A 22,926-nucleotide genomic window follows, 5' to 3' on the forward strand; every position below is an offset into this window, starting at 1 on the left:
CCATGCGTCATGCACACCGTGTGGACACCGTCCGGGCCGCGGAGGCCGCGTTGATGGCGCGGCTGCCGGAGGGGACGCTGATGCAGCGGGCGGCCGCCGGGTTGGCGGCGACCTGCGCACGGCTGCTGACACGGCGTCGGGGGCGGGTGTACGGGAGCCGGGTGGTGGTGCTCGCGGGCAGTGGGGACAACGGGGGTGACGCCCTGTACGCCGGGGCCGCGCTGGCCCGGCGCGGGGCGCGGGTGACGGCGGTGCTGCTGACGCCCGACAAGGCGCACCCGGGCGGGCTGGCCGCGCTGCGGGCCGCCGGCGGGCGGGTGACGGTGGAGCAGGAAGTCGGCCTGGCCGACTTCTCGCGCGCGGACCTGGTGCTGGACGGCATCGTCGGCATCGGCGGCCGGGGCGGGCTGCGCCCGGAGGCCGAGCCGTACACCCGGGCCGAGCGGCCGGGGACCGTGGTGGCGGTGGACCTGCCGAGCGGGGTGGACGCCGACACCGGCGAGGTGCCGGGCGCGGCGCTGCGCGCGGACGTCACGGTCTGCTTCGGCACGTACAAGCCCGGCCTGCTGGTCGACCCGGGGGCCTCGTACACGGGCGCCGTACAGCTGGTCGGCATCGGGCTGGAGCCGCCCGCGGCGCAGGTGACGGCGCTCCAGCACGCGGACGTGGCGGCGCTGCTGCCGGTGCCGGGCGCGGAGAGCGACAAGTACCGGCGCGGCGTGGTCGGGGTGGCGGCCGGCTCGGCGACGTACCCGGGCGCGGCGCTGCTCGCGGTGGCCGGGGCGCTGCACGGCGGCGCGGGCGCCGTCCGGTACGTGGGCACGGCGGCCGAGGAGGTGGTGCGGCGCTTCCCGGAGGCGCTGGTCACCGAGGGCGGTCCGGCCGGGGCCGGACGGGTGCAGGCCTGGGTGGTCGGGCCGGGCGGCGGCGAGGGGGCGCGGCAGGCGCTGACCGAGGCGCTGGCGAGCGACGTCCCGGTGCTGGTGGACGCGGACGGGCTGACCGAGCTGGGCCGGCTGGGCCCGGACGCGCTGGCCGGCCGCACCGCGCCCACCCTGCTCACCCCGCACACCGGCGAGGCCGCCCGGCTGCTCGCGGGCGCCGAGGGCGGCGCGCCGCCGGCCGCCGGCGAGCTGGCCGCGGCCCGGCTGGCCACCGCCCGCCGGCTGGCGGCCCACTACCGGGCGACGGTGCTGCTCAAGGGCTCCACCACGGTGGTCGCCGACCCGGGCGGGGCCGTCCGGGTGAACCCCACCGGCACCTCCTGGCTGGCCACCGCCGGCAGCGGCGACGTCCTGGCCGGGCTGGCCGGCTCCCTGCTGGCGGCGGGCCTCGCGCCGCTGGACGCCGGCTCGGCGGCCGCCTACCTGCACGGCCTGGCCGGCCGGGAGGCGGCGGGCGAGCCGGGCGCCCCGGTGACGGCGCTCGCGGTGGCCGGAGCGCTGCCGGCGGTGTGGCGGTCGGTCCGCGCCGGGTAGGGCGCGGGCGGGTAGCCGCGGGCCGCGGGCCGATGGCCGGAACCAAGACATCCGTTTGCGGCGTCCTGAACGGGGTGAAAGGGCGGTCCGCCGCACGCCGACGCGTCGTACCGGGCCGCCGCGCCGCAGGGCCGTTCGGCGAGGACTCCGGGACGTCTGGGAGACTGACCCTGATGACAACTGCGAACACGACCGGCACAACCCCCCTCACCGACGGCGTACGGGCCGAGGCGACCATCGATCTCGCCGCCCTGCGCGGCAACCTCGCCGCGCTGCGCGAGCGCATCGGCAATACGGCGGTGATGCTCGCGGTCAAGGCGGACGCCTACGGCCACGGCGCGGTCGAGTGCGCCCGGGAGGCGGTCGCGAACGGCGTCGGCTGGCTCGGCTGCGCGACCCCGGACGAGGCGCTGGCGCTGCGCGCCGCGGGCATCCGCCCGGAGCACGCCCGCATCCTGTGCTGGCTGTGGACGCCGGGCGGGCCCTGGCGCGAGGCACTGCGCGCGGACCTGGACATCTCGGTCAGCGGCCAGTGGGCGCTGGACGAGCTGCTGTCGGCCGTCCGCGAGACCGGCATCCCGGCCCGGGTGCACCTGAAGGCCGACACCGGCCTCGGCCGCAACGGCTGCCAGCCGCACGACTGGCCGCAGCTGGTGGCCGCCGCCCGCCGCGCCGAGGCCGAGGGGCTGCTGACGGTCGTCGGCGTCTGGTCGCACTTCGCCGCGGCCGACGAGCCCGGCCACCCGTCGATCCAGGCCCAGCTGGACTCCTACCGCGCCGCGCTGGCCGCGGCCGAGGCGGCCGGGCTGCGCCCGGTGGTCCGCCACCTGGCGAACTCGCCGGCCGCCCTGCTGCTGCCCGAGTCGCACTTCGACCTGGTGCGCACCGGCCTGGCCGCGTACGGGCTGTCGCCGGTGCCCGAGGTGGGCTCGCCGGCCGACTTCGGGCTGCGCCCGGTGATGGCGCTGACCGCGCGGCTGGCGCTGGTCAAGCACGTCCCCGGCGGGCACGGGGTCAGCTACGGCCACCACTACACGACGCCGGGCCCGACCACCCTGGGCCTGGTCCCGGTCGGCTACGGCGACGGCATCCCGCGGCACGCCAGCGGCACCGGCCAGGTGCAGATCGACGGCAAGTGGCGCACGGTGGCCGGCCGGGTCGCCATGGACCAGTTCGTGGTGGACCTCGGCGGCGACACCCCGGCGATCGGCGACGAGGTGCTGCTGTTCGGCAACGGCGAGCGCGGCGAGCCCACCGCCGAGGACTGGGCCCGAGCCTGCGGCACCATCTCGTACGAGATCATCACCCGGATCGGCGCCCGGGTGCCCCGCCGCTACCTGGGCGGCAGCCGCACCGAGGGCGCGTCGGCATGACCGACGCACCGGCCGGACGCAATCCGGTCGCGGCGGTCGCCAAGGCGGCCGGGGCCGCGACCGGGGTGAGCCGGGCCGGGGTGATCGGGATCTCGGTCGGCGTACTGGCGGCCGGGGCGGCCGCGGGCGTGGCGATCGAACGGCTGACCGTCGGCCGGGCGATGCGCCGCCGGGCCCGGGTCGAGCTGGACGCCAAGGCCCCGTACGGCTCGCTGCGCGGCCGCCCGCGGACGGTGACGGCGCCGGACGGCACCGAGCTGTACGTGGAGCTGGACGGCACGGGCTGGGCCGAGCCGGACGGCGGCACCACCCATCCGGAACCGCTGACCGTGGTGTTCTGCCACGGCTACTGCCTCAACCAGGACAGCTGGCACTTCCAGCGGGCCGCGCTGCGCGAGGGCCTGCGGCTGGTCTTCTGGGACCAGCGCAGCCACGGCCGCTCCGAGCGCTCCCGCTCGTACCTGGCGGGTGAGCCGGCCGGCATCGACCAGCTGGGCGGCGACCTCAAGGCGGTGATCGACGCCGTCGCCCCGACCGGGCCACTGGTGCTGGTGGGGCACTCCATGGGCGGCATGACGGTGATGGCGCTGGCCGACCAGCACCCGGAGCTGTTCCGCGAGCGGGTCGCCGGAGTGGCGCTGATCGGCACCCTCGCCGGGGACTGGAACGAGGTCAGCCTCGGCCTGCCGAAGGCCGGCGCGAAGCTGTTCAAGAAGGTCGCGCCCGGGATGGTGAAGCTGCTGGGCCGCCAGGTCGACCTGGTGGAGGCGACCAGGCGGCTGGGCTCGGACGTGACCTCCGTCTTCTACCGGCGGTTCTCCTTCGGCGGCCGGGACGTCGACCCCGGCGTGGTGCGCTTCGCCGAGCAGCTGCTGGACGCCACCCCGATCGACGTGGTCGCCGAGTTCTACCCGGTGTTCGGCGTGCACGAGAAGTACGAGGCGCTGGCCGCCCTGCGCGGCCTGCCGGCCCTGGTGATGGCCGGGACGAAGGACCTGCTGACGCCCGCGGCGCACAGCGAGGCGATGGCCGAGCGGCTGCCGGGCGCCGAGCTGGTGCTGGCCGAGGGCGCCGGGCACCTGGTGATGCTGGAGTGCCCGGAGCTGGTCGACCACGAGCTGGCCCGGCTGCTGCGCCGGGCCGCGGCCTTCGCCCGGGCGGCGGCGCTGCCCGAGACCGTCCTCGACCTGGCCCAGGAGCCGGAGGCCGATCCCGTCTGAGGCCCCGCCGGTGGCCGACGCAACCTCGCCGGGCGCCCGGCGGGCCGTCGATGTGGCACGGTAAGCGGTGGCGGCCGGTGGTCGGTGCGCCGGTACGGACCGAAGGGCAAGACACGCGCATGGGCTCGCACGCCACTCTCACCGTCCCCACCCCGGAGCGGATGGGCCGGCTCGGCCGGGAGCTGGCCGCGTTGCTGCGGCCGGGTGACCTGGTGCTGCTCTCCGGCGAACTGGGAGCGGGGAAGACCACGCTGACCCGGGGCCTGGGGGCGGGCCTGCAGGTCCGCGGGGCGGTGACCTCGCCGACCTTCGTGATCGCCCGGGTGCACCCGTCCCTGGTCGGCGGCCCGGCCCTGGTGCACGTGGACGCGTACCGGCTGGGCGGGGACCTGGACGAGATGGAGGACCTCGACCTGGACGTCTCGCTGCCCGAGTCGGTGGTCGTGGTCGAGTGGGGTGAGGGCAAGGTCGAGCGGCTGTCCGAGGACCGGCTGGAAGTCCGGATCGAGCGCGCCATCGGCGACACCGCGGACGGCGACGACCAGGACCCGCGCCGGGTGGTGCTGACCGGCATCGGCCCGCGCTGGGCCGACGTGGCGCTGGCGGACCTCGGCTAGTCGAGCCGCCGACACGGTTGCGACATCTTGCCGACAAGCCGTCGGCAAGATGTTGCGGCCGGGGTGCCGGACATGGTGGGATGGGTGTTGCGGTTAGGTCTGCCTAACTAGGGAGGCGCCATGTCGAGCCCCACCCCCGCCCCGCAGCGCGCGGTCCGCGTCGCCGGGGCCGGAGAGTCCGCCCGCCGCGCTCCGGGAGAGCCGATGCGGGCGCTGCTGGCCGCCTGCGCGGCCGCCGAGGCGGTCTCCACCCCGCCCGAACCGGGGCCCAAGCAGGACGACGAACGGCCCGAGGCGCGGACGCCCCGGGCCGCGTGAGCGCCGGTCTTCCAGCCCCGTACGGGGTCAGGCGACCACGATCACCTTGGTGTCCTTCGGGGCGAAGTCCCAGAGCAGCTGCCCCTCGGCGCGGCCGCTGCGGATGCCGCCGGTCTTGGCGCTCGGGTCGGTGGTCGGCGTCGCGCCGTCCACCGCCGCGCTGAAGCCGAACACCACGCCGTTCTGCTGGGCGAAGCGCACCACGTGCTCGATCTGCTTGCCGTCCGTGCCGGTGGTGGTCTGGGTGCGGCTGTACACCGCGTAGCTGCCCGGGGCCGGCTCGACCGTGCCCGGCGTGACCGCGAAGGCGGCCGCGACCTGCGGGGTCTTCTTCGGGTCGACCAGCCAGACGTAGTGACTGCCGACCGAGTAGACGACCCGGGTGCCGGAGCCGGAGGTGGTCGGCAGCGGCGGGACGGTCGGGGTGGGCGCGGCGCTCGGCGCCGCCGAGGTCGCCGTGCCGGTCGCCGTCGTGGTGACGGTGGGCTTGATGCCGCCCGCCCGGTCCTGGGCGCCGTTGGCCTGGAAGGCCAGCAGGCCGACCATCGCCAGGGCCCCCAGGGTCAGCCCCGTGACCACTACTCCAGGACCCATCTTCGCCACGTCGCCGCTCCCGTTTGCCGTCCCTTTGCGTACGGCCCCATCGTGCCAGGTTCATCCGTGCGGGTCGCACGCCTCGGATGTGTGTTCCCGGGGGGTACGCCTTGCCGATCGGCCGGTCGGCCCAACGTCGGTCTAACCTTGACCCGTGCTGCTGCTCGCGTTCGACACCGCTACCCCCGCCGTCACCGCCGCCGTCCACGACGGCACGGCCGTCCTCGCCGAGACCCACCAGGTCGACGCCAGGCGCCACGGCGAACTGCTGCTGCCCACGATCGACCAGGTCCTGCGGGCCGCGGGGGTGGACAAGCGCCGGCTCACCGGCATCGCGGTCGGCGTCGGCCCCGGCCCGTACACCGGCCTGCGGGTCGGCCTGGTGACCGCCGCCGCGCTCGGCCACGCCCTCGGGCTGCCGGTGCACGGCGTCTGCACCCTGGACGCGATCGCCTTCCAGGCCCGCGCCGAGGGCCTGGCCGGGCAGCCGTTCACGGTCGCCACCGACGCGCGCCGCAAGGAGGTCTACTGGGCCTCGTACGACGCCGAGGGCCTGCGCACCGAGGGCCCGGCTGTGGACCGCCCGGCTGAGCTGACCTCGCCGGCGCGCTCGGTCGGCGCCGGCGCGCTGCTCTACCCCGACGCCTTCCCGGGCGCGCACGGCCCCGAGCACGTCTCGGCCGGCGCACTGGCCGGCTTCGCCGCCGCCGAGCTGGCCGCCGGGCGCGAGCTGCTGCCGAACCACCCGCTGTACCTGCGCCGCCCGGACGCCCAGGTCCCGGCCGGCTACAAGGCGGTGCTCCCGGCGTGAACCACGGCACCACCCTGCGTCCGATGCGCTGGTGGGACATCGCGCCGGTGCTGGAGCTGGAGCTGCGGCTCTTCCCCGAGGACGCCTGGTCCGCCGGGATGTTCTGGTCCGAGCTGGCCGAGGCCCACTCCGGCGGCACCCGCCACTACACCGTCGCCACCGCCGCGGACGGCTCGATCGTCGGCTACGCCGGGCTGATGGCGGTCGCCGGCGAGGGCGACGTCCAGACCATCGCCGTCGACGAGCGCCACCAGGGCGCCGGCCTTGGCACGGCGCTGCTCACCGACCTGATCCGGGAGGCCGCCCGGCGCGAGTGCGCCGAGCTGCTGCTGGAGGTGCGGGTGGACAACCCGCGCGCCCAGCGGCTCTACGAGCGCCACGGCTTCGAACCGGTGGGCATCCGGCGCGGCTACTACCAGCCCGCCAACGTCGACGCGCTCGTGATGCGCCTCGACGTCCCGAGTACTGACAGCACTGACCCGAAGGACATTGAGGACACCCGCCATGGCTGACGAACCGCTCGTCCTCGGCATCGAGACCTCCTGCGACGAGACCGGCGTCGGCATCGTGCGCGGCACCACGCTGCTGGCCGACGCGGTCGCCTCCAGCGTCAACGACCACGCCCGCTTCGGCGGCGTCGTCCCGGAGATCGCCAGCCGCGCGCACCTGGAGGCGATGGTCCCGACCATCCAGCGCGCCCTGGACACCGCCGGGATCAAGGCCGGTGACCTGGACGGCATCGCCGTCACCGCCGGCCCCGGCCTGGCCGGCGCGCTGCTGGTCGGCGTCAGCGCCGCGAAGGCGTACGCCTGGGCGCTGGACAAGCCGCTGTACGGGGTCAACCACCTCGCCTCGCACATCTGCGTCGACCAGCTGGAGCACGGCCGGCTGCCCTCGCCGACGATGGCCCTGCTGGTCTCCGGCGGGCACTCCTCGCTGCTGCTCAGCGAGGACATCACCAGCGACGTCCGCCCGCTCGGCGCGACCATCGACGACGCGGCCGGCGAGGCCTTCGACAAGGTCGCCCGGGTGCTCGGCCTGGGCTTCCCCGGCGGCCCGATCGTCGACCGGACGGCCCGCGAGGGCGACCCGAAGGCGATCGCCTTCCCGCGCGGCCTCACCGGCAAGAACGACCCCGAGTACGACTTCTCCTTCTCCGGCCTGAAGACCGCCGTCGCCCGCTGGGTGGAGGCCAAGCGCCGGGCCGGCGAGGAGGTGCCGATCGCCGACGTGGCGGCGTCCTTCCAGGAGGCGGTCACCGACGTGCTCACCCGCAAGGCCGTCAAGGCGTGCAAGGACAGCGGCGTCGACCACCTGATGATCGGCGGCGGCGTGGCGGCCAACTCGCGGCTGCGCGAGATGGCCCAGCAGCGCTGCGACCGGGCCGGCATCCGGCTGCGGGTGCCCCGGCCGGGCCTGTGCACCGACAACGGCGCGATGGTCGCGGCGCTGGGCGCCGAGATGGTGTGGCGCGACCGCGCGCCGTCCGCCTTCGACCTGTCGGCGGACTCCTCGCTGCCGGTCACCGAGGTCCACGTCCCCCACACGGACGTCCACGGCCAGGCCTACCACGCCCTCGGCGGCGGCGCGGCATGACCGTCGCGGCGATGTGGGAAGCCCGGGCGGCGGCCGGCCGAGGAGCCGAACTCGCCGCCTGGGCACGGGAGTCGGCACTGCCCGCGCTGCGCGGCTCGGCCGGGCTGGAGCGCCTCGAACTGCTCTCCGCCCCCGGCGAGCGGGTGCTGCTGATCGCCTGGTGGAGCGGCGAGCCGGTGCCCGTCGCCGACCCGCCGGCCGAGCTGCTCGGCCGCCCGGTGCACCGCTGGTCCTTCACCAGCGAGCACGTCGAGTAGTCGATCGGGAACCGATCTCGCGTTCGTTACCGTGCTAGCTGAGAGAAGGCCGGACGGGAAGCGGGAGTGCGCTGCGGTGATCAGGGACGGGCGTGGCAGGACCAGGACGTACGCGGCGGGGGCGCTGGCCCTGCTGGCCTTCGCCACCGCGTGCGGCGAGAGCGGAGGCGGCGGCAGCGCCGCCCCGGCCACCCGGAGCACCGGCGCGGCCGCGCCCAAGCCCACCGAGGCGGCGCCCACCAGCGCCGCCCCGACCACCGCCGCCCCGGCGGGCGGCGCGGACCCGGCGGCCTGGGCCAAGTGGAACCTCACCCCGCTGGCCCCCGCCCCGGCGCCGCCCGCCGACAAGCCCATCAAGCTCGAACGGACCGGCCCGGTACCGGTGTTCAGCGAGGTGAAGACGAACGACAAGGTCGTCTTCATCACCATCGACGACGGCGCCGAGAAGGACCCGAAGTTCGTCGAGATGCTGACCGACCTCAAGGTGCCGATCTCGATGTTCCTGACCCGGGACATCGTCAGGAACGACTACGCCTACTTCAAGCCGCTCCAGGCGCTGGGCAACCACATCCAGAACCACACCGTGGACCATCCGGTGATGAGCAAGATCCCGGCCGAGAAGCAGAAGTCCGAGATCTGCGACGCCCAGTCCGCGCTCACCCAGCAGTACGGCACCGCCCCGCTGCTGTTCCGCCCGCCGTTCGGTGACGGCGCCAGCACCTCGACGCTCAACACCTCGGTGCAGCAGTGCGGCCCGCGCGCGATGGTGCTGTGGCGCGAGTCCATGCAGATCCACGACATGCAGTACCAGGCGGGGGACAAGAAGCTGAAGCCCGGCGACATCATCCTGGCGCACTTCCGCGGCCCCTCGGAGCTCAAGGGCGCCACGATGACCCAGATGTTCGGCGACCTGCTGGCCCGGATCCAGGAGCAGGGCTTCTCGGTGGCCCGGCTGGAGGACTACATCCAGGCCCCGGCCTCGTAAGGCCTCAGGCCCGCACCGGCTGCCCCAGCATCATCAGCGGGCCGTGGTCGGTGCGGCTGAGGATCACCGTGACGGTGTTCGGCCCGGAGGGCTTGAGCTGGCGGCGCAGCTCCTCCGGGGTGATCGCCATCCCGCGCTTCTTGATCACCACGGTGCCGACCGCCCGCTCGCGCAGCAGCGCCTTCAGCTTCTTGATGTTGAACGGCAGCACGTCGGTGAGCTCGAAGGCGTGCGCGTACGGGGTGGCGACCAGCTCGTCCGAGGTCAGGTAGGCGATCTTCGGGTCGATCAGCCGCCCGCCCACCTGCTCGGCCACCTCGGCCACCAGGTGGGCCCGGATCACCGCGCCGTCCGGCTCGTACAGGTAGCGCCCGACCGGGCCGGCCGGCGGGTCGGGCAGGTCGCCGCCGGCCAGGCTGGCGCCCTGCGGCAGCAGCGTGGCGCGGTGCGGGCGCTCGGCCCTGGTGCCGAACCAGAGCACCGCCTCCTTGACGTCGCCGTGGTCGGAGACCCACTCGGCCTCGGCGTCCTCGGGCACCGCCTCGTGCGGGATGCCCGGGGCGACCTTCAGCGCGCCGATCGGGGTCCGCCGGCCGGCCTCGATCGCCCAGGAGAGCGGCGGGGCGTACGCCTCCGGGTCGAACACCCGGCCGCGCGAGGTACGCCGGGCCGGGTCGGTGAACACCGCGTCGTAGCCGGTGACGTCCACCTCGGCGACGTCCGCGCAGCGCACCTCGACCAGCTCGGCCAGGCCCAGCGCGGCGGCGTTCGCGGCGGTGGCCGCGCAGGCCGCCGGGTCCTTGTCCACGGCCAGCACCTCGATGCCCGCCCGGGCCAGCGCCAGCACGTCCCCGCCGATGCCGCAGCACAGGTCCGCCAGCCGCCGCACGCCCAGGTCGGCGAAGCGCCGCGCCCGCCACTCGGCCACGCTGCGCCGGGTGGACTGCTCGACCCCGTTGGGCGTGAAGTACATCAGGTCGGCGTCCGCCCCGAACTTCGCCCGCGCCCGCTGCCGCAGCCGCGCCTGCCCGAACGCCGCCGACACCAGCTCCGCCGGATGCTCCCGCCGCAGCCTGGTCGCCAGCGCCAGCTCCTCCTCGGGCGCGAACTCGCGCAGCTCGGCGAGCAGGGCCTGGCCCTCGGGCGTCAACAGCGGCTGCAGGTTCTCGGTGTCCACGGGCCCATTCTCGCGGGTCAGGGACCGGGGAAGCCCGCCATGGCCCAGCCCGGCGCCAGGAAGGGGGCCGCCGCGGCGGCGACCGACAGGACCCCGGTAGCCGGTGCGCCGGGTGCGGAAGGCGATGGACAGGGGCATCCCGAGGGCTTCGGCGGCTCGGGCGTCGTCACCGGAACGCCCCCAGGGCGAGCAGCAGAGGCACCACGAAGGGCGCGACTGCGGCGGCGATCGGCAGGGCCCGGTAGTCCGCCCGCAGAGCGCGCGAGAAGACGGTGAACGGGATGCACCAGCCGATCACGGCGGCGCAGAGCACGGCGGTCATCAGCGTGCCGCCCGTGTCGTAGCCGGCGGCCTCGGCCGTGGCCGAGCCGAGCCGGAACACGATGGCCGGCAGGGCGGCCAGCAGCGGGAACAGCAGCAGCGCGAGCGTCGCGTCCTTCGTGTCGGACGGGCCGACGCGCACCGGAGTGTCGGTCATGCGGCGAGTCTGCCCGCCGGGGCGTGGACCGCACATGAGTACGGCTACTCGGCCTCGAACCGGAGATCTCAGGGCGCGCCGTTGGCACTCTGGTTGACTGAGTGCTAACACGGCCCTATGGTCGTCCTTGGCACTCACCACCTGGAGAGTGCTAACGCGACGACGCGTGTCTGACCCCCGCGACGGCAGGCCCGCAGGATCGCCCCTACCCGTTAGAAAACCCCGTAATCTCCGAAGGGGAGCTCGGACGTGACCACCAGCAGCAAGGTTGCCATCAAGCCGCTCGAGGACCGCATCGTGGTCCAGCCGCTCGACGCCGAGACCACCACGGCCTCCGGCCTGGTTATCCCGGACACCGCCAAGGAGAAGCCCCAGGAGGGCGTCGTCCTGGCCGTCGGCCCGGGCCGCTTCGAGGACGGCCAGCGTCTGCCGCTCGACGTCGCCGTCGGTGACATCGTCCTGTACTCGAAGTACGGCGGCACCGAGGTCAAGTACCAGGGCGAGGAGTACCTGGTGCTCTCGGCCCGCGACGTCCTCGCGATCATCGAGAAGTAAGACGTTCCGACCCGCCCCGGATCCGTGTCCCAGTGACAGGGGCCCGGGGCGTGGTTGTTGGTTCACGTAGTTCGGCGGCCGGTGGGCCGGTCGTAGCCCCGAGGGAATAGGGAACATGGCGAAGATTCTTCAGTTCGACGAGGACGCCCGCCGCTCGCTGGAGCGCGGTGTCAACAAGCTGGCCGACACCGTCAAGGTGACCATCGGCCCCAAGGGTCGCAACGTCGTCATCGACAAGAAGTTCGGCGCCCCGACCATCACCAACGACGGTGTCACCATCGCCCGTGAGGTCGAGCTGGACGACCCGTACGAGAACCTTGGCGCGCAGCTCGTCAAGGAGGTCGCCACCAAGACCAACGACGTCGCGGGCGACGGCACCACCACCGCCACCGTGCTGGCCCAGGCCCTGGTCAACGAGGGTCTGCGCAACGTCGCCGCCGGCGCCGGCCCGGCCGCCCTGAAGAAGGGCATCGACAAGGCCGTCGCCGCCGTCTCCGAGCACCTGCTGTCCGTCGCCCGCGAGATCGAGGGCAAGGACGACGTCGCCGCCGTCGCGTCCCTCTCCGCGCAGGACACCCAGGTCGGCGAGCTGATCGCCGAGGCGATCGACAAGGTCGGCAAGGACGGTGTCATCACCGTCGAGGAGTCGAACACCTTCGGCGTGGAGCTGGACTTCACCGAGGGCATGCAGTTCGACAAGGGCTACCTGTCGCCGTACTTCGTCACCGACGCGGAGCGTCAGGAGGCGGTCCTGGAGGACCCGTACATCCTGATCAACCAGGGCAAGATCTCCTCCATCCAGGAGCTGCTGCCGCTGCTGGAGAAGATCCTCCAGGGCGGTGCCTCGAAGCCGCTGCTGATCATCGCCGAGGACGTCGACGGCGAGGCGCTGTCGACCCTGGTCGTGAACAAGATCCGTGGCACCTTCAACGCCGTCGCCGTCAAGGCCCCGGGCTTCGGCGACCGCCGCAAGGCGATCCTCGGCGACCTGGCCGTCCTGACCGGTGGCCAGGTCATCTCCGAGGAGGTCGGCCTCAAGCTCGACCAGGTCGGCCTGGACGTGCTGGGCACCGCCCGCCGCGTGACCATCACCAAGGACGAGACCACCGTCGTCGACGGTGCCGGTGACGCCGAGGCCGTGGCCGGCCGCGTCGCCCAGATCAAGGGTGAGATCGCCGCGACCGACTCCGACTGGGACCGCGAGAAGCTGCAGGAGCGCCTGGCCAAGCTGGCCGGCGGCGTCTGCGTCATCAAGGTCGGCGCCGCCACCGAGGTGGAGCTGAAGGAGCGCAAGCACCGCCTGGAGGACGCCATCTCGGCGACCCGCGCCGCGGTCGAGGAGGGCATCGTCGCCGGCGGTGGCGCCTCCCTGGTCCACGCCGCCAAGGTGCTGGACGAGGGCCTGGGCCTGTCGGGCGACGAGGCCACCGGTGTCGCCGTGGTCCGCAAGGCGCTGCACGAGCCGCTGCGCTGGATCGCCCAGAACGCCGGCCTGGAGGGCTACGTCATCACCTCCAAGGTCTCCGAGCTGGAGATCGGCCAGGGCTACAACGCGGCCACCGGCGAGTACGGCGACCTGGTCAAGGCCGGCGTCATCGACCCGGTCAAGGTCACCCGCTCCGCTCTGGAGAACGCCGCCTCGATCGCCTCCCTGCTCCTCACCACCGAGACCCTCGTGGTGGAGAAGAAGGAGGAGGAGGCCGAGGCCGGCCACTCGCACGGCGGCCACGGCCACTCGCACTGAGGCTCCGACGCCTGACCGGAGGCCCGGTCCGCCCCCTCGGGGAGGCGGGCCGGGCCTCCGGCGTGTGCTGCCCTTGAGGCTTCAACTATCAGTAGAATTTTGCAGAATCCAAAGATTGCCTTATAACTGAGGCATGATCGAGGCCCGCCATCTGCGCGTCCTGCGTGCCGTCGCCCGCACCGGCTCCTTCTCCGCCGCCGCCCGCGAGCTGGGGTGTACGCAGCCCGCCATCAGCCAGCAGATGAAGGCGCTGGAGAAGTCCGTGGACACCCCGCTGGTGGTCCGCTCGGGCCGCGGGATGCAGCTCAGCGAGGCCGGGCGGGTCCTGCTCAAGCATGCCACCGGAATCCTGGCCGGGCTTTCCGCCGCCGAGGAGGAGGTGGCGGCGATCGCCGGGCTGCGGGCCGGGCGGGTGCGGCTGGTGTCCTTCCCGACCGCGAGTTCCACCCTGGTGCCGCCCGCGGTCGCCCGCCTGCGGGACAGCCATCCGGGGGTGCGCGTGTCGCTGGTCGAGGCGGAGCCGCCGGAGGCGCTGGCGATGCTGCGCGGCGGCGAGTGCGAGATCGCGCTGGCCTTCCGCTACCCGCAGTGCGACGGCGCGGTCGCGCTCCCGGCGCCCGGCCACGGCACGCCGCGCGAGGCGCGGGCCGAGGCCAATCTGGAGGCCCAGCAGCTGACGGCCGGGACGGACTGGTCCGATCTGGTGGTCACCCCGCTGCTGGACGACCCGATGGTGGGCCTGCTGCCCGCCGGCCACCCGCTGGCCGGGAGCGGTGGGGCGGTCGAGCTGGCCGAGCTGGCGGGGGAGCAGTGGATCGCCGGCTGCCCGCAGTGCCGGGGGCACCTGGTGGAGCTGTGCGCCGCGGCGGGCTTCGAGCCGCGGATCGACTTCGCGACGGACGACTACCCGGCGGTGGTCGGCCTGGTGGCGGCCGGGCTGGGGGTGGCGGTGCTGCCCCGGCTGGCGCTGCAGTCGGTGCGCCCTGACGGCGTGTCGACGGTCTCGGTGCGGACGGCCTCCGGGGCGCCGGCGGTGCGCCAGGTGGTCGCGCTGACCCTGCCGGACCTGGCGGAGGTGCCGGCCGTCGCGCTGATGCTGGAGCGGCTGGCCGGATCGGCCGGGGGCCGCTGACGGTGGGTGACGAGGCCGCGGTGGCGCGGTACTCGGGGTGAGCGAACCGAAGTGAACGGACTGCGATCAGGCTGAAGCGCGGAGAAGGAACGTTTCTTCACGGCGCTCGAAGAGACGGGTCTAGCGCCGGGCGATCGCCGGCGGGGCCAGCGGGACCTCGACCAGCCGGTGCCGCGAGCGCCCCAGCATCTCCTCGCGCTCGTCCTCGGTCATCCCGCCCCAGACGCCGTACGGCTCCCGGACCGCCAGCGCGTGCGCCGCGCACTCGGCGATCACCGGGCAGCGCATGCAGACCTCCTTGGCGCTGGCCTCGCGCGAACTGCGCGCGGCCCCGCGCTCGCCCTCGGGGTGGAAGAAGAGCGAGCTGTCCACGCCACGGCAGGCTGCGGAGAGCTGCCAGTCCCAGAGGTCCGCGTTGGGACCGGGGAGGCGGGAGAAATCTGCCATGGCTCATTCCCTTCAGAGGCTGTCGGCCGTCGGCCGGGCGGTTCGGCCGGGACTGCTGCCGAGCGCTGCGGCGGGGCTTCCTGCACTGGTGTGGACACCTGGAAATATGACTTAAGGCAACTCCATGGACAAGTCACCCACACACTGGCACAACAGTCAATGACCATACGAAAGCGATAAATAAGGGCATAGTGGGGCGCGGGCTCCGGCGGGCGCGGGTGTGGCAATCGGGTGGCCGACGGGCGCGCGACGCGCCGGATCGGTGTGCGGGTCGTACGCCGACCGCGCGCGAGCTGCGCAAAAGTGCGGCGTGTGCACCGCGATGCGGCTGATCGGTAATGGGTTGGCCACGTACAGTGGTGGAGATGGCCCCGAAGGCCGTAACTCATTCGAGTGACGGTCGTTGGAAGTGCGGAGGCGGTTAGCGGGCGCCGGACGTCGGGAACGATCGCGGGCAAGTTGGGGCGATCAGGACGGAGTCTGTCGCCGATCGGCCGTGTCGGAGAGGTTCGTACCAGCCAGGAGGCTCAACGTGACGCGGATCAGCTGCGGAGGACGACGGTCATGACTTCCGTTCTCGTTTGCGACGATTCCCCGCTCGCCCGCGAGGCGCTTCGCCGCGCGGTCGCGACCGTACCCGGTGTGGACCGGGTCACCACCGCGACGAACGGGGAGGAGGTCCTCCGCCGCTGGGTGGCCGACCGCTCCGATCTCGTTCTGATGGACGTCCGGATGCCCGGCCTCGGCGGGGTCGAGACGGTCCGGCGGCTGCTGTCCGCCGACCCGGGCGCGCGGATCATCATGCTCACCGTCGCCGAGGACCTCGACGGTGTCGCGCTCGCGGTGGCCGCGGGCGCCCGCGGGTACCTGCACAAGGACGCCTCGCGCGCCGAGCTGCGGGCCACCGTCACCCAGGCCCTCGCCGACCCGACCTGGCGGCTCGCCCCACGCCGGCTGCGCAGCCCCGACATGGGCGCGGCGCCGACGTTGACGGCGCGTGAGATCCAGGTGCTGGAGGGCATGAGCCACGGCCGCAGCAACGCCGAGATCGGGCGCGAGCTGTTTCTGTCCGAGGACACGGTCAAGACCCACGCCCGACGGCTGTTCAAGAAGCTCGGGGCCTCCGACCGGGCGCACGCGGTGGCGCTGGGCTTCCGCTGGGGCCTGGTCCGCTGACCACCGCCGGCGCCGCCGGCTGCGGTGTGCCGCCGGGGGTTCCCGGAGCGGGCGCCGCACGGGCGTGTGACGTTACGGTCCCGAGGTTGCACCATGGAGGAGTGGAGCACCTCGGGGACCAGCGGACAGGCACTGCGGCGAACCACGCAGCCGCAGGACACTCGGCGGACGGCGCGACGGACGGAACCACCACCGACGGCGGCGGGGCGGGAGGCGGCACGGTGCAGGAGGGGCCGGTGGTGCGCGGTACGCCGTACGGTGCCGCAGCGCATAACGTTCCGGTGCACAACTCCGGACGCGGTGCCGCGTTTTCCCGCGCGACCAGGCACCATGGACCGATGCGCGACGACGTCGCCGGTGCGGCCGGCCAGGCGGACCCGGGGGAGGCCGAGCCCTCCGGTCCGGGTCACGATCCGTCGTACGCCGATCCCGGCGGCCCCGCCGACCCGGTCGGTCCGGGCCGACCGCCGGTGCTCGGCACGGGCGGCTCGCCGCTGGTGGGCGAACTGGTCGCGGCCGCGGTGCGTGGCGAGGGCCCGGCGATCGACGCGCTGCTCGCCTACGTCCACCCGCTGGCGCAGCGGTACTGCCGCGCCAAGCTGGCCCGGCTGCCCGGCGGGGCCCGGCACCACGTGGACGACGTCGCCCAGGAGGTCTGCGTCGCGGTGCTCTGTGCGCTGCCCCGGTACAAGGACCAGGGGCGCCCGTTCGAGGCCTTCGTGTACGGGATCGCGGCGCACAAGATCGCCGATCTCCAGCGGGCCGCGATGCGCGGGCCCGGCTCGACCGTGGTGCCGCAGGACGACCTGCCGGAGGTCCCGGACGACGCGCTCGGCCCGGAGGAGCGGGCGCTGCTGAGCAGCGACGCCGCCTGGGCGAAGGAGCTGCTCTCCAACCTGCCGGCCCGTCAGCGCGAGCTGGTGCTGCTGCGGGTGGCCGCCGGGCTGTCGGCGGAGGAGACCGGCGAGGTGCTCGGGATGTCACCGGGTGCCGTCCGGGTCGCCCAGCACCGGGCGCTCAGTCGGCTGCGGGCGCTCGCGGAGGAGTCCTCCTGATTCGCCCCCCTTCGCCCGGTCGCGGGGAATGGCCCATGGGGCGGGGTTGTTGTCAAGGGCACACGAGGACACATTCGCGGTGCCAGTACCATGGGGTATCGGCGCCTGGGCGGGTTGCCAAAGTTTGACGGGTGCGCGCGGGGTCCCCTTGGAGGATCCTCCCAATGCTCCCGGCTTCGGCGGTCTGCGCGAGTGAGCGATGAATGCGCCCCCACCCTCAGGGCGTGAGCGGATTAGGCCGGCCACGGAAGGTACCCCCCAAATGTCTTACAACGCCGCAGGCGTACCCGAGAAGTTCGCCATGCTCGGGCTCACGTACGACGACGTCCTGCTGCTCCCCGGGGCCTCCGAGGTGCTGCCGAACCAGGTGGACACCTCCTCGCGGGTCTCCCGGAACGTGCGCGTCAATATCCCGCTGCTCTCCGCGGCGATGGACAAGGTCACCGAGTCGCGGATGGCCATCGCGATGGCCCGCCAGGGCGGCGTCGGCGTGCTGCACCGCAACCTGTCGGTCGAGGACCAGGCCAACCAGGTCGACCTGGTGAAGCGCTCCGAGTCCGGCATGGTCACCGACCCGATCACGGTCGGCCCGGAGACCACGCTGGCCGAGGCCGACGCGCTGTGCGCCAAGTTCCGCATCTCCGGCGTGCCGATCGCCGACGCGGCGGGCAAGCTTCTCGGCATCGTCACCAACCGTGACATGGCCTTCGAGTCGGACCGCAGCCGCCAGGTCCGCGAGATCATGACCCCGATGCCGCTGATCACCGGCAAGGTCGGCATCTCCGGCGTGGACGCGATGGCCCTGCTGCGCCGCCACAAGATCGAGAAGCTGCCGCTGGTCGACGACGAGGGCCGGATCAAGGGCCTGATCACGGTCAAGGACTTCGTCAAGGCCGAGCAGTACCCGAACGCCGCCAAGGACTCCGAGGGCCGGCTGCTGGTCGGCGCCGCCGTCGGCGCCAGCGCCGAGGCGTTCGACCGGGCCCAGGCCCTGGTCGAGGCCGGTGCGGACTTCCTGGTGGTGGACACCTCGCACGGCCACAGCCACAACGCGCTGGCCTGGATCGCGAAGATCAAGTCGGCCGTCAAGATCGACGTGGTCGGCGGCAACGTGGCCACCCGGGACGGAGCCCAGGCGCTGATCGACGCCGGCGTGGACGGCGTCAAGGTCGGCGTCGGCCCCGGCTCCATCTGCACCACCCGCGTGGTCGCCGGTATCGGCGTCCCGCAGATCACCGCCATCTACGAGGCCGCCCTGGCCTGCCAGGCGGCCGGCGTGCCGGTCATCGGCGACGGTGGCCTCCAGTACTCGGGCGACATCGGCAAGGCGCTGGCCGCCGGTGCCGACACCGTGATGCTGGGCTCGCTGCTGGCCGGCTGCGAGGAGTCCCCGGGCGAGCTGATGTTCATCAACGGCAAGCAGTTCAAGTCCTACCGCGGCATGGGCTCGCTGGGCGCCATGCAGTCCCGCGGCCAGGGCCGCTCGTACTCCAAGGACCGCTACTTCCAGGCCGAGGTCGCCTCGGACGACAAGCTCGTCCCCGAGGGCATCGAGGGCCAGGTGCCGTACCGCGGCCCGCTGTCGGCCGTGCTGCACCAGCTGGTCGGCGGCCTGCGCCAGACCATGGGCTACGTCGGTGCCGCCACCGTGGCCGAGATGGAGAGCAAGGGCCGCTTCGTCCGGATCACCTCGGCGGGCCTCAAGGAGAGCCACCCGCACGACATCCAGATGACCGTCGAGGCGCCGAACTACTCGTCCCGATGACCCGCTGAACGCCGAAGGGCCCGCTGCCGCGGGCCCTTCGCGCGTGTCCGGGCCGTGGCCCGTCGGGGCGGGACCCGCACGGGTACGGGATACTGGGGTGCGGCCGGGGTGACCCGGCCGGCATGAGCAACAAAGCAGAAGGGCTCGAAGTGACTGAGATCGAGATCGGGCGAGGCAAGCGCGGCCGCCGGGCGTACGCCTTCGACGACATCGCCGTCGTCCCCAGCCGGCGTACGCGTGACCCGAAGGAGGTCTCGATCGCCTGGCAGATCGACGCCTACCGCTTCGAGCTCCCGTTCCTGGCCGCCCCGATGGACAGCGTGGTCTCCCCGCAGCAGGCCATCGCGATCGGCCGCCTGGGCGGTCTGGGCGTGCTGAACCTCGAAGGCCTGTGGACCCGCTACGAGGACCCGCAGCCGCTGCTGGACGAGATCGCCGCGATCACCGACGAGTCCACCGCGACCCGTCGGCTCCAGGAGATCTACGAGGCCCCGATCCGCGCCGAGCTGATCAAGCAGCGGATCCAGGAGGTCCGTGACTCGGGTGTGGTCACCGCCGCGGCGCTCTCGCCGCAGCGCACCGCCGAGTTCTCCAAGGCCGTGGTGGACGCCGGCGTCGACGTCTTCGTCATCCGCGGCACCACCGTCTCGGCCGAGCACGTCTCCAGCGCCGCCGAGCCGCTCAACCTGAAGCAGTTCATCTACGAGCTGGACGTCCCGGTGATCGTCGGCGGCTGCGCCACGTACACCGCGGCCCTGCACCTGATGCGGACCGGCGCGGCCGGCGTGCTGGTCGGCTTCGGCGGCGGCGCGGCCCACACCACCCGCAACGTCCTGGGCATCCAGGTGCCGATGGCGACGGCCGTGGCGGACGTGGCGGCGGCCCGTCGTGACTACATGGACGAGTCCGGCGGCCGCTACGTGCACGTGATCGCGGACGGCGGCGTCGGTTACAGCGGCGACATCCCGAAGGCGGTCGCCTGCGGTGCCGACGCGGTGATGATCGGTGCCGCGCTGGCCCGGGCGACGGACGCCCCGGGCAAGGGCTTCCACTGGGGCATGGAGGCCGTCCACGAGGAGCTGCCGCGCGGCAAGCGGGTGGACCTCGGCACGGTCGGCACCACCGAGGAGATCCTGACCGGTCCGTCGCACACCCCGGACGGGACGATGAACCTCTTCGGCGCGCTGCGGCGGGCGATGGCCACCACCGGCTACACGGAGCTCAAGGAGTTCCAGCGGGTCGAGGTGACCGTCAACCCGGCGCTCGACCACCGCTGAGTCGTGACGACGAAGGCCCCTGCCGCGAGCCGGTGGGGGCCTTCGGCCATTTCGGGAAAGGGGCTGTGCCGGGGGGCTTGGGCTCAACTCCGGTTGGCGGCGCGGCGGGTGAGCAGGAAGCCGCCGATCAGGGCGATGGCGTAGAAGGCGGCGTCGAGAGGGCGCAGGTCGGCGCGCCAGGCGGTGGCGGCGTCGTGCAGGAGGCCGTCGGGACCCGGGCCGTCGGTGTGGACCCGGCGGAGGTGTTCGAGCAGCTGGCCGAGGAACAGGGCGCCGACCGCGAGCAGGGCTCCGAGCGGCGGCAATAAGCGGCCCTGGCCGCCGAGCCGGCCGAGCGGGAGGGCGACCAGGCCGGCCGGGGCGATGGCCAGCCAGCCGAGGCTGTCGGCGGCCCGCAGCGGGGCGCTGCCGTACGCCAGGCCGCCGAGCAGCATGGCGAGCAGGGCCAGCGCCACGGCCAGGGCGGTACGGCGGCGGGGGGTGGTCCCGGGGGCGGGCTCGGCGGGTTCGGCGGGTTCGTATCCGGCCATCGGGGCGCCGGGCATGCCGGGGGCGACGTAGCCCTCGGGGGAGGGCGGGAGCGGCGCGACCGAGTAGTGCTGGGCGGTGCGCGGTCTGGCCGATGGGCCGTCAGCGCCCGGTGCGGGTGCGGTCATGGACGTCGAATCCCCCCGGAAAGACGATGAGCTGCCGAACGGTAGCAGTGCCCGGGACAGATCTTGGCGAGTTTTCGATCACAGATCGGGCACGGAGCGCCGCAACCGTTCCGGTTCGTCCCGGCTTGTGGCGGGGGGCGGGTGGTCGAGGGCCCTCCGGACAGGAGATGATGGAGGCTTGGGCGATCGGACCCAGGTCGGGCCGACGCGCCGTCACCACGACCGCCGGCAGCACATGGGGGAACGTTCCGAATGACCCAGGCGCAGGGTTCCACCGGCCGCCTCCTGGCCGGCCGCTACCGCCTGAACGGCGTGCTCGGGCGCGGCGGCATGGGCACGGTATGGCGCGCCGAGGACGAGATGCTGGGCCGGACCGTCGCGGTCAAGGAACTGCGGATGAACGCCAGCGTCGACGAGGAGGAGAAGCACCGGCTGATCACCCGGACGCTGCGCGAGGCCAAGGCGACCGCGCGGATCCGGCACAGCTCGGCGGTGACGGTCTTCGACGTGGTCGACGAGGACGACCGGCCGTGGATCGTCATGGAGCTGGTCGAGTCCCGCTCGCTGGCCGACGTGGTGCGGGAGGACGGGCCGCTGGCGCCCGCCCGGGCGGCGGAGATCGCGCTGGACGTGCTGGGCGTGCTCAGCGCGGCGCACGCGCTCGGCATCCTGCACCGGGACGTCAAGCCGTCCAACGTGCTGATCGGCGAGGACGGCCGGGTGGTGCTCACCGACTTCGGCATCGCCAGCGTGGAGGGCGACGCCTCGGTCACCTCCACCGGGATGCTGGTCGGCGCGCCCTCGTACATCTCGCCGGAGCGAGCCCGCGGGCAGAAGCCCGGTCCGCCAGCCGATCTGTGGTCGCTGGGCGGCACGCTGTACGCGATGGTCGAGGGGCGGCCGCCGTACGACAAGGGCTCGGCCCTGGCCACGCTCACCGCGGTGATGACCGAGGACCTGGCGACCCCGGCCAACGCCGGGCCGCTGCGGCCGGTGATCGAGGGGCTGCTGGCGAAGGACCCGGCCGAACGGCTCGACGCCTCGCAGACCCGGTCGATGCTCAAGCGGGTGGTGGCCGAGGCGACCGCGCGGGCCGAGTCGACCACCGAGCACGCGGTGCCGGTGAAGAAGGCGGCCGAGGCCGCGAAGCCGGAGCCGTCGAAGGACGAGGAGCCGGAGAAGGCGGAGAAGGCGGAGGCCGAGCGGCCGACGCCGTCGAAGCCGTCCGAGGACGGCCGCAAGCGGCCCGTGGGCGGGCTGCTGGGGACGGTCCGGGTGGGCAGCCGGGCCCAGGACGGGGAGCCCGCCGAGCGGCCCCCGGCCGATCCGGCCGCGGAGCCGATCCGGCCGGTGACCAGCGAGTGGAACATGGGCGCGACCCAGGCGGCCGGGGCCGACCCGCGCACCGGCCGGCGGCGGCTGGCCATCGCCACCGTGATCGTGGTGCTGCTGGTGATCGCGGGCGTCGTCGCGGTGATCCAGGCGGTCGGCAACGGGGGCGGCGGTACGAGCGGCGGGGCCTCCCGGAGCGCGGGCGCCACCTCGCCGGTGGCGACCGCCACGGACCCGGTGCCGGGCCAGAGCGCGGCGGCCCCGGAGAGCGCCCCCGCTCCCGCGCCCGAGCCGACGCCGGCCGGGACGACACCGGCGGCCGGAGACCCGGCCGCCGTACCGGAGCCCCCCGCGCAGTCCGCCCCCGCGCCCGCCGCTCCGGCGCAGCCGCCGGCCGCGTCGCAGCCCGAGCCGGGCGGGGCGGTGCCGGCCGGGTACCACGAGTACAAGGACCCGAGCGGGTTCTCGGTGGTGCTGCCGGACGGCCTCCAGCAGACCGGCTCGGAGGCCACCAAGCGGATCTTCAAGAACGCGGCCGACGGCAGCCAGCTGCGGATCGAGTGGACCACCTCGCCGGGGCCGAGCGCGGTCGCGGACTGGCAGGAGTCCGAGCCCGGCCTGCGCGCCCAGGTCTCCAACTACCAGCGGGTCAACCTGGCGGCGATCGGCTACCGGCAGTGGAGCAACGCGGCGGACTGGGAGTGGACCAGCGGCACGCCCAAGACGCACTCGCTCAACCGCGGCTTCGTGACCGGGAGCCCGGCCAAGTACGGGTACTCGATCTACTGGATCGTCCCGGACGCCGAGTGGGCCGCGCAGGCCCCGGTCCGGGACGTCGTCTTCAACAGCTTCCAGCCCGCGCCGTAGGGCGTGTGATGCGGGC

The 22,926-nt window shown here is 73.9% G+C and carries 23 protein-coding genes; 18 read left to right on the plus strand and 5 right to left on the minus strand.

Annotated elements, in window-relative coordinates; translation table 11 throughout:
- Positions 1–2 precede the first annotated feature (2 nt).
- The 5 genes from QWJ13_RS12125 to QWJ13_RS12145 all read left to right on the plus strand — a co-directional run bounded on the left by QWJ13_RS12125 (position 3) and on the right by QWJ13_RS12145 (position 5,006).
- Complete coding sequence (locus QWJ13_RS12125; protein ID WP_316523648.1) at positions 3–1,478, plus strand: NAD(P)H-hydrate dehydratase; 1,476 nt, start codon at positions 3–5, stop codon at positions 1,476–1,478.
- 173 nt (positions 1,479–1,651) lie between these two features.
- Entirely contained in the window at positions 1,652–2,851 is a 1,200-nt protein-coding gene (gene alr / locus QWJ13_RS12130; RefSeq protein WP_316523649.1) for an alanine racemase, read from the plus strand.
- Entirely contained in the window at positions 2,848–4,071 is a 1,224-nt protein-coding gene (locus tag QWJ13_RS12135; protein WP_316523650.1) for an alpha/beta fold hydrolase, read from the plus strand. The genes alr and QWJ13_RS12135 overlap by 4 nt, the downstream gene beginning before the upstream one ends.
- 119 nt (positions 4,072–4,190) lie before the next feature.
- On the plus strand, positions 4,191–4,688 hold the full coding sequence (gene tsaE, locus QWJ13_RS12140; RefSeq protein ID WP_316523651.1) for a tRNA (adenosine(37)-N6)-threonylcarbamoyltransferase complex ATPase subunit type 1 TsaE: 498 nt from the start codon (positions 4,191–4,193) through the stop codon (positions 4,686–4,688).
- Positions 4,689–4,808: 120 nt separating this feature from the next.
- A complete protein-coding gene (locus tag QWJ13_RS12145) occupies positions 4,809–5,006 on the plus strand; it encodes a hypothetical protein (protein WP_316523652.1) in 198 nt (65 codons plus the stop codon).
- A gap of 27 nt (positions 5,007–5,033) precedes the next feature.
- Here the strand turns inward: QWJ13_RS12145 and QWJ13_RS12150 are convergent, their stop codons facing one another.
- On the minus strand, positions 5,034–5,600 hold the full coding sequence (locus QWJ13_RS12150; protein ID WP_316524010.1) for a hypothetical protein: 567 nt from the start codon (positions 5,598–5,600) through the stop codon (positions 5,034–5,036).
- 154 nt (positions 5,601–5,754) lie between these two features.
- Between QWJ13_RS12150 and tsaB the strand changes: the two genes are divergently transcribed.
- From tsaB to QWJ13_RS12175, 5 genes are all read left to right on the plus strand, one after another.
- Positions 5,755–6,411, plus strand: a complete 657-nt coding sequence (tsaB, locus tag QWJ13_RS12155; protein WP_316523653.1) for a tRNA (adenosine(37)-N6)-threonylcarbamoyltransferase complex dimerization subunit type 1 TsaB — start codon at positions 5,755–5,757, stop codon at positions 6,409–6,411.
- Between the two features lie 23 nt (positions 6,412–6,434).
- Entirely contained in the window at positions 6,435–6,923 is a 489-nt protein-coding gene (gene rimI / locus QWJ13_RS12160) for a ribosomal protein S18-alanine N-acetyltransferase (protein ID WP_316524012.1), read from the plus strand.
- Entirely contained in the window at positions 6,916–8,007 is a 1,092-nt protein-coding gene (gene tsaD, locus QWJ13_RS12165) for a tRNA (adenosine(37)-N6)-threonylcarbamoyltransferase complex transferase subunit TsaD (RefSeq protein WP_316523655.1), read from the plus strand. Before rimI ends, tsaD begins: the two co-directional genes overlap by 8 nt.
- The gene (locus QWJ13_RS12170) at positions 8,004–8,264 is read left to right on the plus strand and encodes a hypothetical protein (RefSeq protein ID WP_316523656.1); all 261 of its coding nucleotides are present in this window, start codon (positions 8,004–8,006) and stop codon (positions 8,262–8,264) included. The genes tsaD and QWJ13_RS12170 overlap by 4 nt, the downstream gene beginning before the upstream one ends.
- A gap of 76 nt (positions 8,265–8,340) precedes the next feature.
- Positions 8,341–9,249 carry a polysaccharide deacetylase family protein gene (locus QWJ13_RS12175; protein WP_316523658.1) on the plus strand — a complete coding sequence of 303 codons (909 nt, stop codon included), beginning with the start codon at positions 8,341–8,343 and terminating at the stop codon, positions 9,247–9,249.
- 4 nt (positions 9,250–9,253) lie between these two features.
- Here the strand turns inward: QWJ13_RS12175 and QWJ13_RS12180 are convergent, their stop codons facing one another.
- Together QWJ13_RS12180 and QWJ13_RS12185 are read right to left on the minus strand one after the other, a co-directional pair.
- A complete protein-coding gene (locus QWJ13_RS12180) occupies positions 9,254–10,426 on the minus strand; it encodes a THUMP-like domain-containing protein (protein ID WP_316523660.1) in 1,173 nt (390 codons plus the stop codon).
- A gap of 166 nt (positions 10,427–10,592) precedes the next feature.
- On the minus strand, positions 10,593–10,904 hold the full coding sequence (locus QWJ13_RS12185) for a hypothetical protein (RefSeq protein WP_316523661.1): 312 nt from the start codon (positions 10,902–10,904) through the stop codon (positions 10,593–10,595).
- A gap of 249 nt (positions 10,905–11,153) precedes the next feature.
- On the opposite strand from QWJ13_RS12185, the gene groES reads away from it, so the two are divergent.
- The 3 genes from groES (at position 11,154) to QWJ13_RS12200 (ending at position 14,335) form a co-directional block, all read left to right on the plus strand.
- Positions 11,154–11,459, plus strand: a complete 306-nt coding sequence (groES, locus tag QWJ13_RS12190; protein WP_014136232.1) for a co-chaperone GroES — start codon at positions 11,154–11,156, stop codon at positions 11,457–11,459.
- A gap of 115 nt (positions 11,460–11,574) precedes the next feature.
- Positions 11,575–13,203, plus strand: a complete 1,629-nt coding sequence (groL, locus tag QWJ13_RS12195) for a chaperonin GroEL (protein ID WP_316523665.1) — start codon at positions 11,575–11,577, stop codon at positions 13,201–13,203.
- Between the two features lie 133 nt (positions 13,204–13,336).
- Positions 13,337–14,335 (plus strand): LysR family transcriptional regulator, encoded by a 999-nt coding sequence (locus tag QWJ13_RS12200; protein ID WP_316523666.1) that lies wholly within the window; start codon positions 13,337–13,339, stop codon positions 14,333–14,335.
- Between the two features lie 120 nt (positions 14,336–14,455).
- Here QWJ13_RS12200 and QWJ13_RS12205 read toward each other — a convergent pair whose 3' ends face one another.
- The gene (locus QWJ13_RS12205; RefSeq protein ID WP_316523667.1) at positions 14,456–14,782 is read right to left on the minus strand and encodes a WhiB family transcriptional regulator; all 327 of its coding nucleotides are present in this window, start codon (positions 14,780–14,782) and stop codon (positions 14,456–14,458) included.
- 564 nt (positions 14,783–15,346) lie between these two features.
- Here QWJ13_RS12205 and QWJ13_RS12210 point away from each other — a divergent pair.
- The 4 genes from QWJ13_RS12210 (at position 15,347) to QWJ13_RS12225 (ending at position 20,055) form a co-directional block, all read left to right on the plus strand.
- Positions 15,347–15,958, plus strand: coding sequence for a response regulator transcription factor (locus QWJ13_RS12210; protein ID WP_014136228.1), 612 nt, complete (start codon positions 15,347–15,349; stop codon positions 15,956–15,958).
- Between the two features lie 338 nt (positions 15,959–16,296).
- Positions 16,297–17,013 (plus strand): sigma-70 family RNA polymerase sigma factor, encoded by a 717-nt coding sequence (locus QWJ13_RS12215; protein WP_316523671.1) that lies wholly within the window; start codon positions 16,297–16,299, stop codon positions 17,011–17,013.
- A 262-nt stretch (positions 17,014–17,275) separates the two neighbouring features.
- A complete protein-coding gene (guaB, locus tag QWJ13_RS12220) occupies positions 17,276–18,778 on the plus strand; it encodes an IMP dehydrogenase (RefSeq protein WP_316523673.1) in 1,503 nt (500 codons plus the stop codon).
- A 149-nt stretch (positions 18,779–18,927) separates the two neighbouring features.
- Entirely contained in the window at positions 18,928–20,055 is a 1,128-nt protein-coding gene (locus tag QWJ13_RS12225) for a GuaB3 family IMP dehydrogenase-related protein (protein WP_316523674.1), read from the plus strand.
- An 83-nt stretch (positions 20,056–20,138) separates the two neighbouring features.
- Here QWJ13_RS12225 and QWJ13_RS12230 read toward each other — a convergent pair whose 3' ends face one another.
- On the minus strand, positions 20,139–20,711 hold the full coding sequence (locus tag QWJ13_RS12230) for a hypothetical protein (protein ID WP_316523675.1): 573 nt from the start codon (positions 20,709–20,711) through the stop codon (positions 20,139–20,141).
- Between the two features lie 252 nt (positions 20,712–20,963).
- Between QWJ13_RS12230 and QWJ13_RS12235 the strand changes: the two genes are divergently transcribed.
- On the plus strand, positions 20,964–22,910 hold the full coding sequence (locus QWJ13_RS12235) for a serine/threonine-protein kinase (protein WP_316523677.1): 1,947 nt from the start codon (positions 20,964–20,966) through the stop codon (positions 22,908–22,910).
- Positions 22,911–22,926: the final 16 nt, after the last annotated feature.

The organism is Kitasatospora brasiliensis (genome assembly GCF_032654805.1).
Lineage (GTDB): Bacteria > Actinomycetota > Actinomycetes > Streptomycetales > Streptomycetaceae > Kitasatospora > Kitasatospora brasiliensis.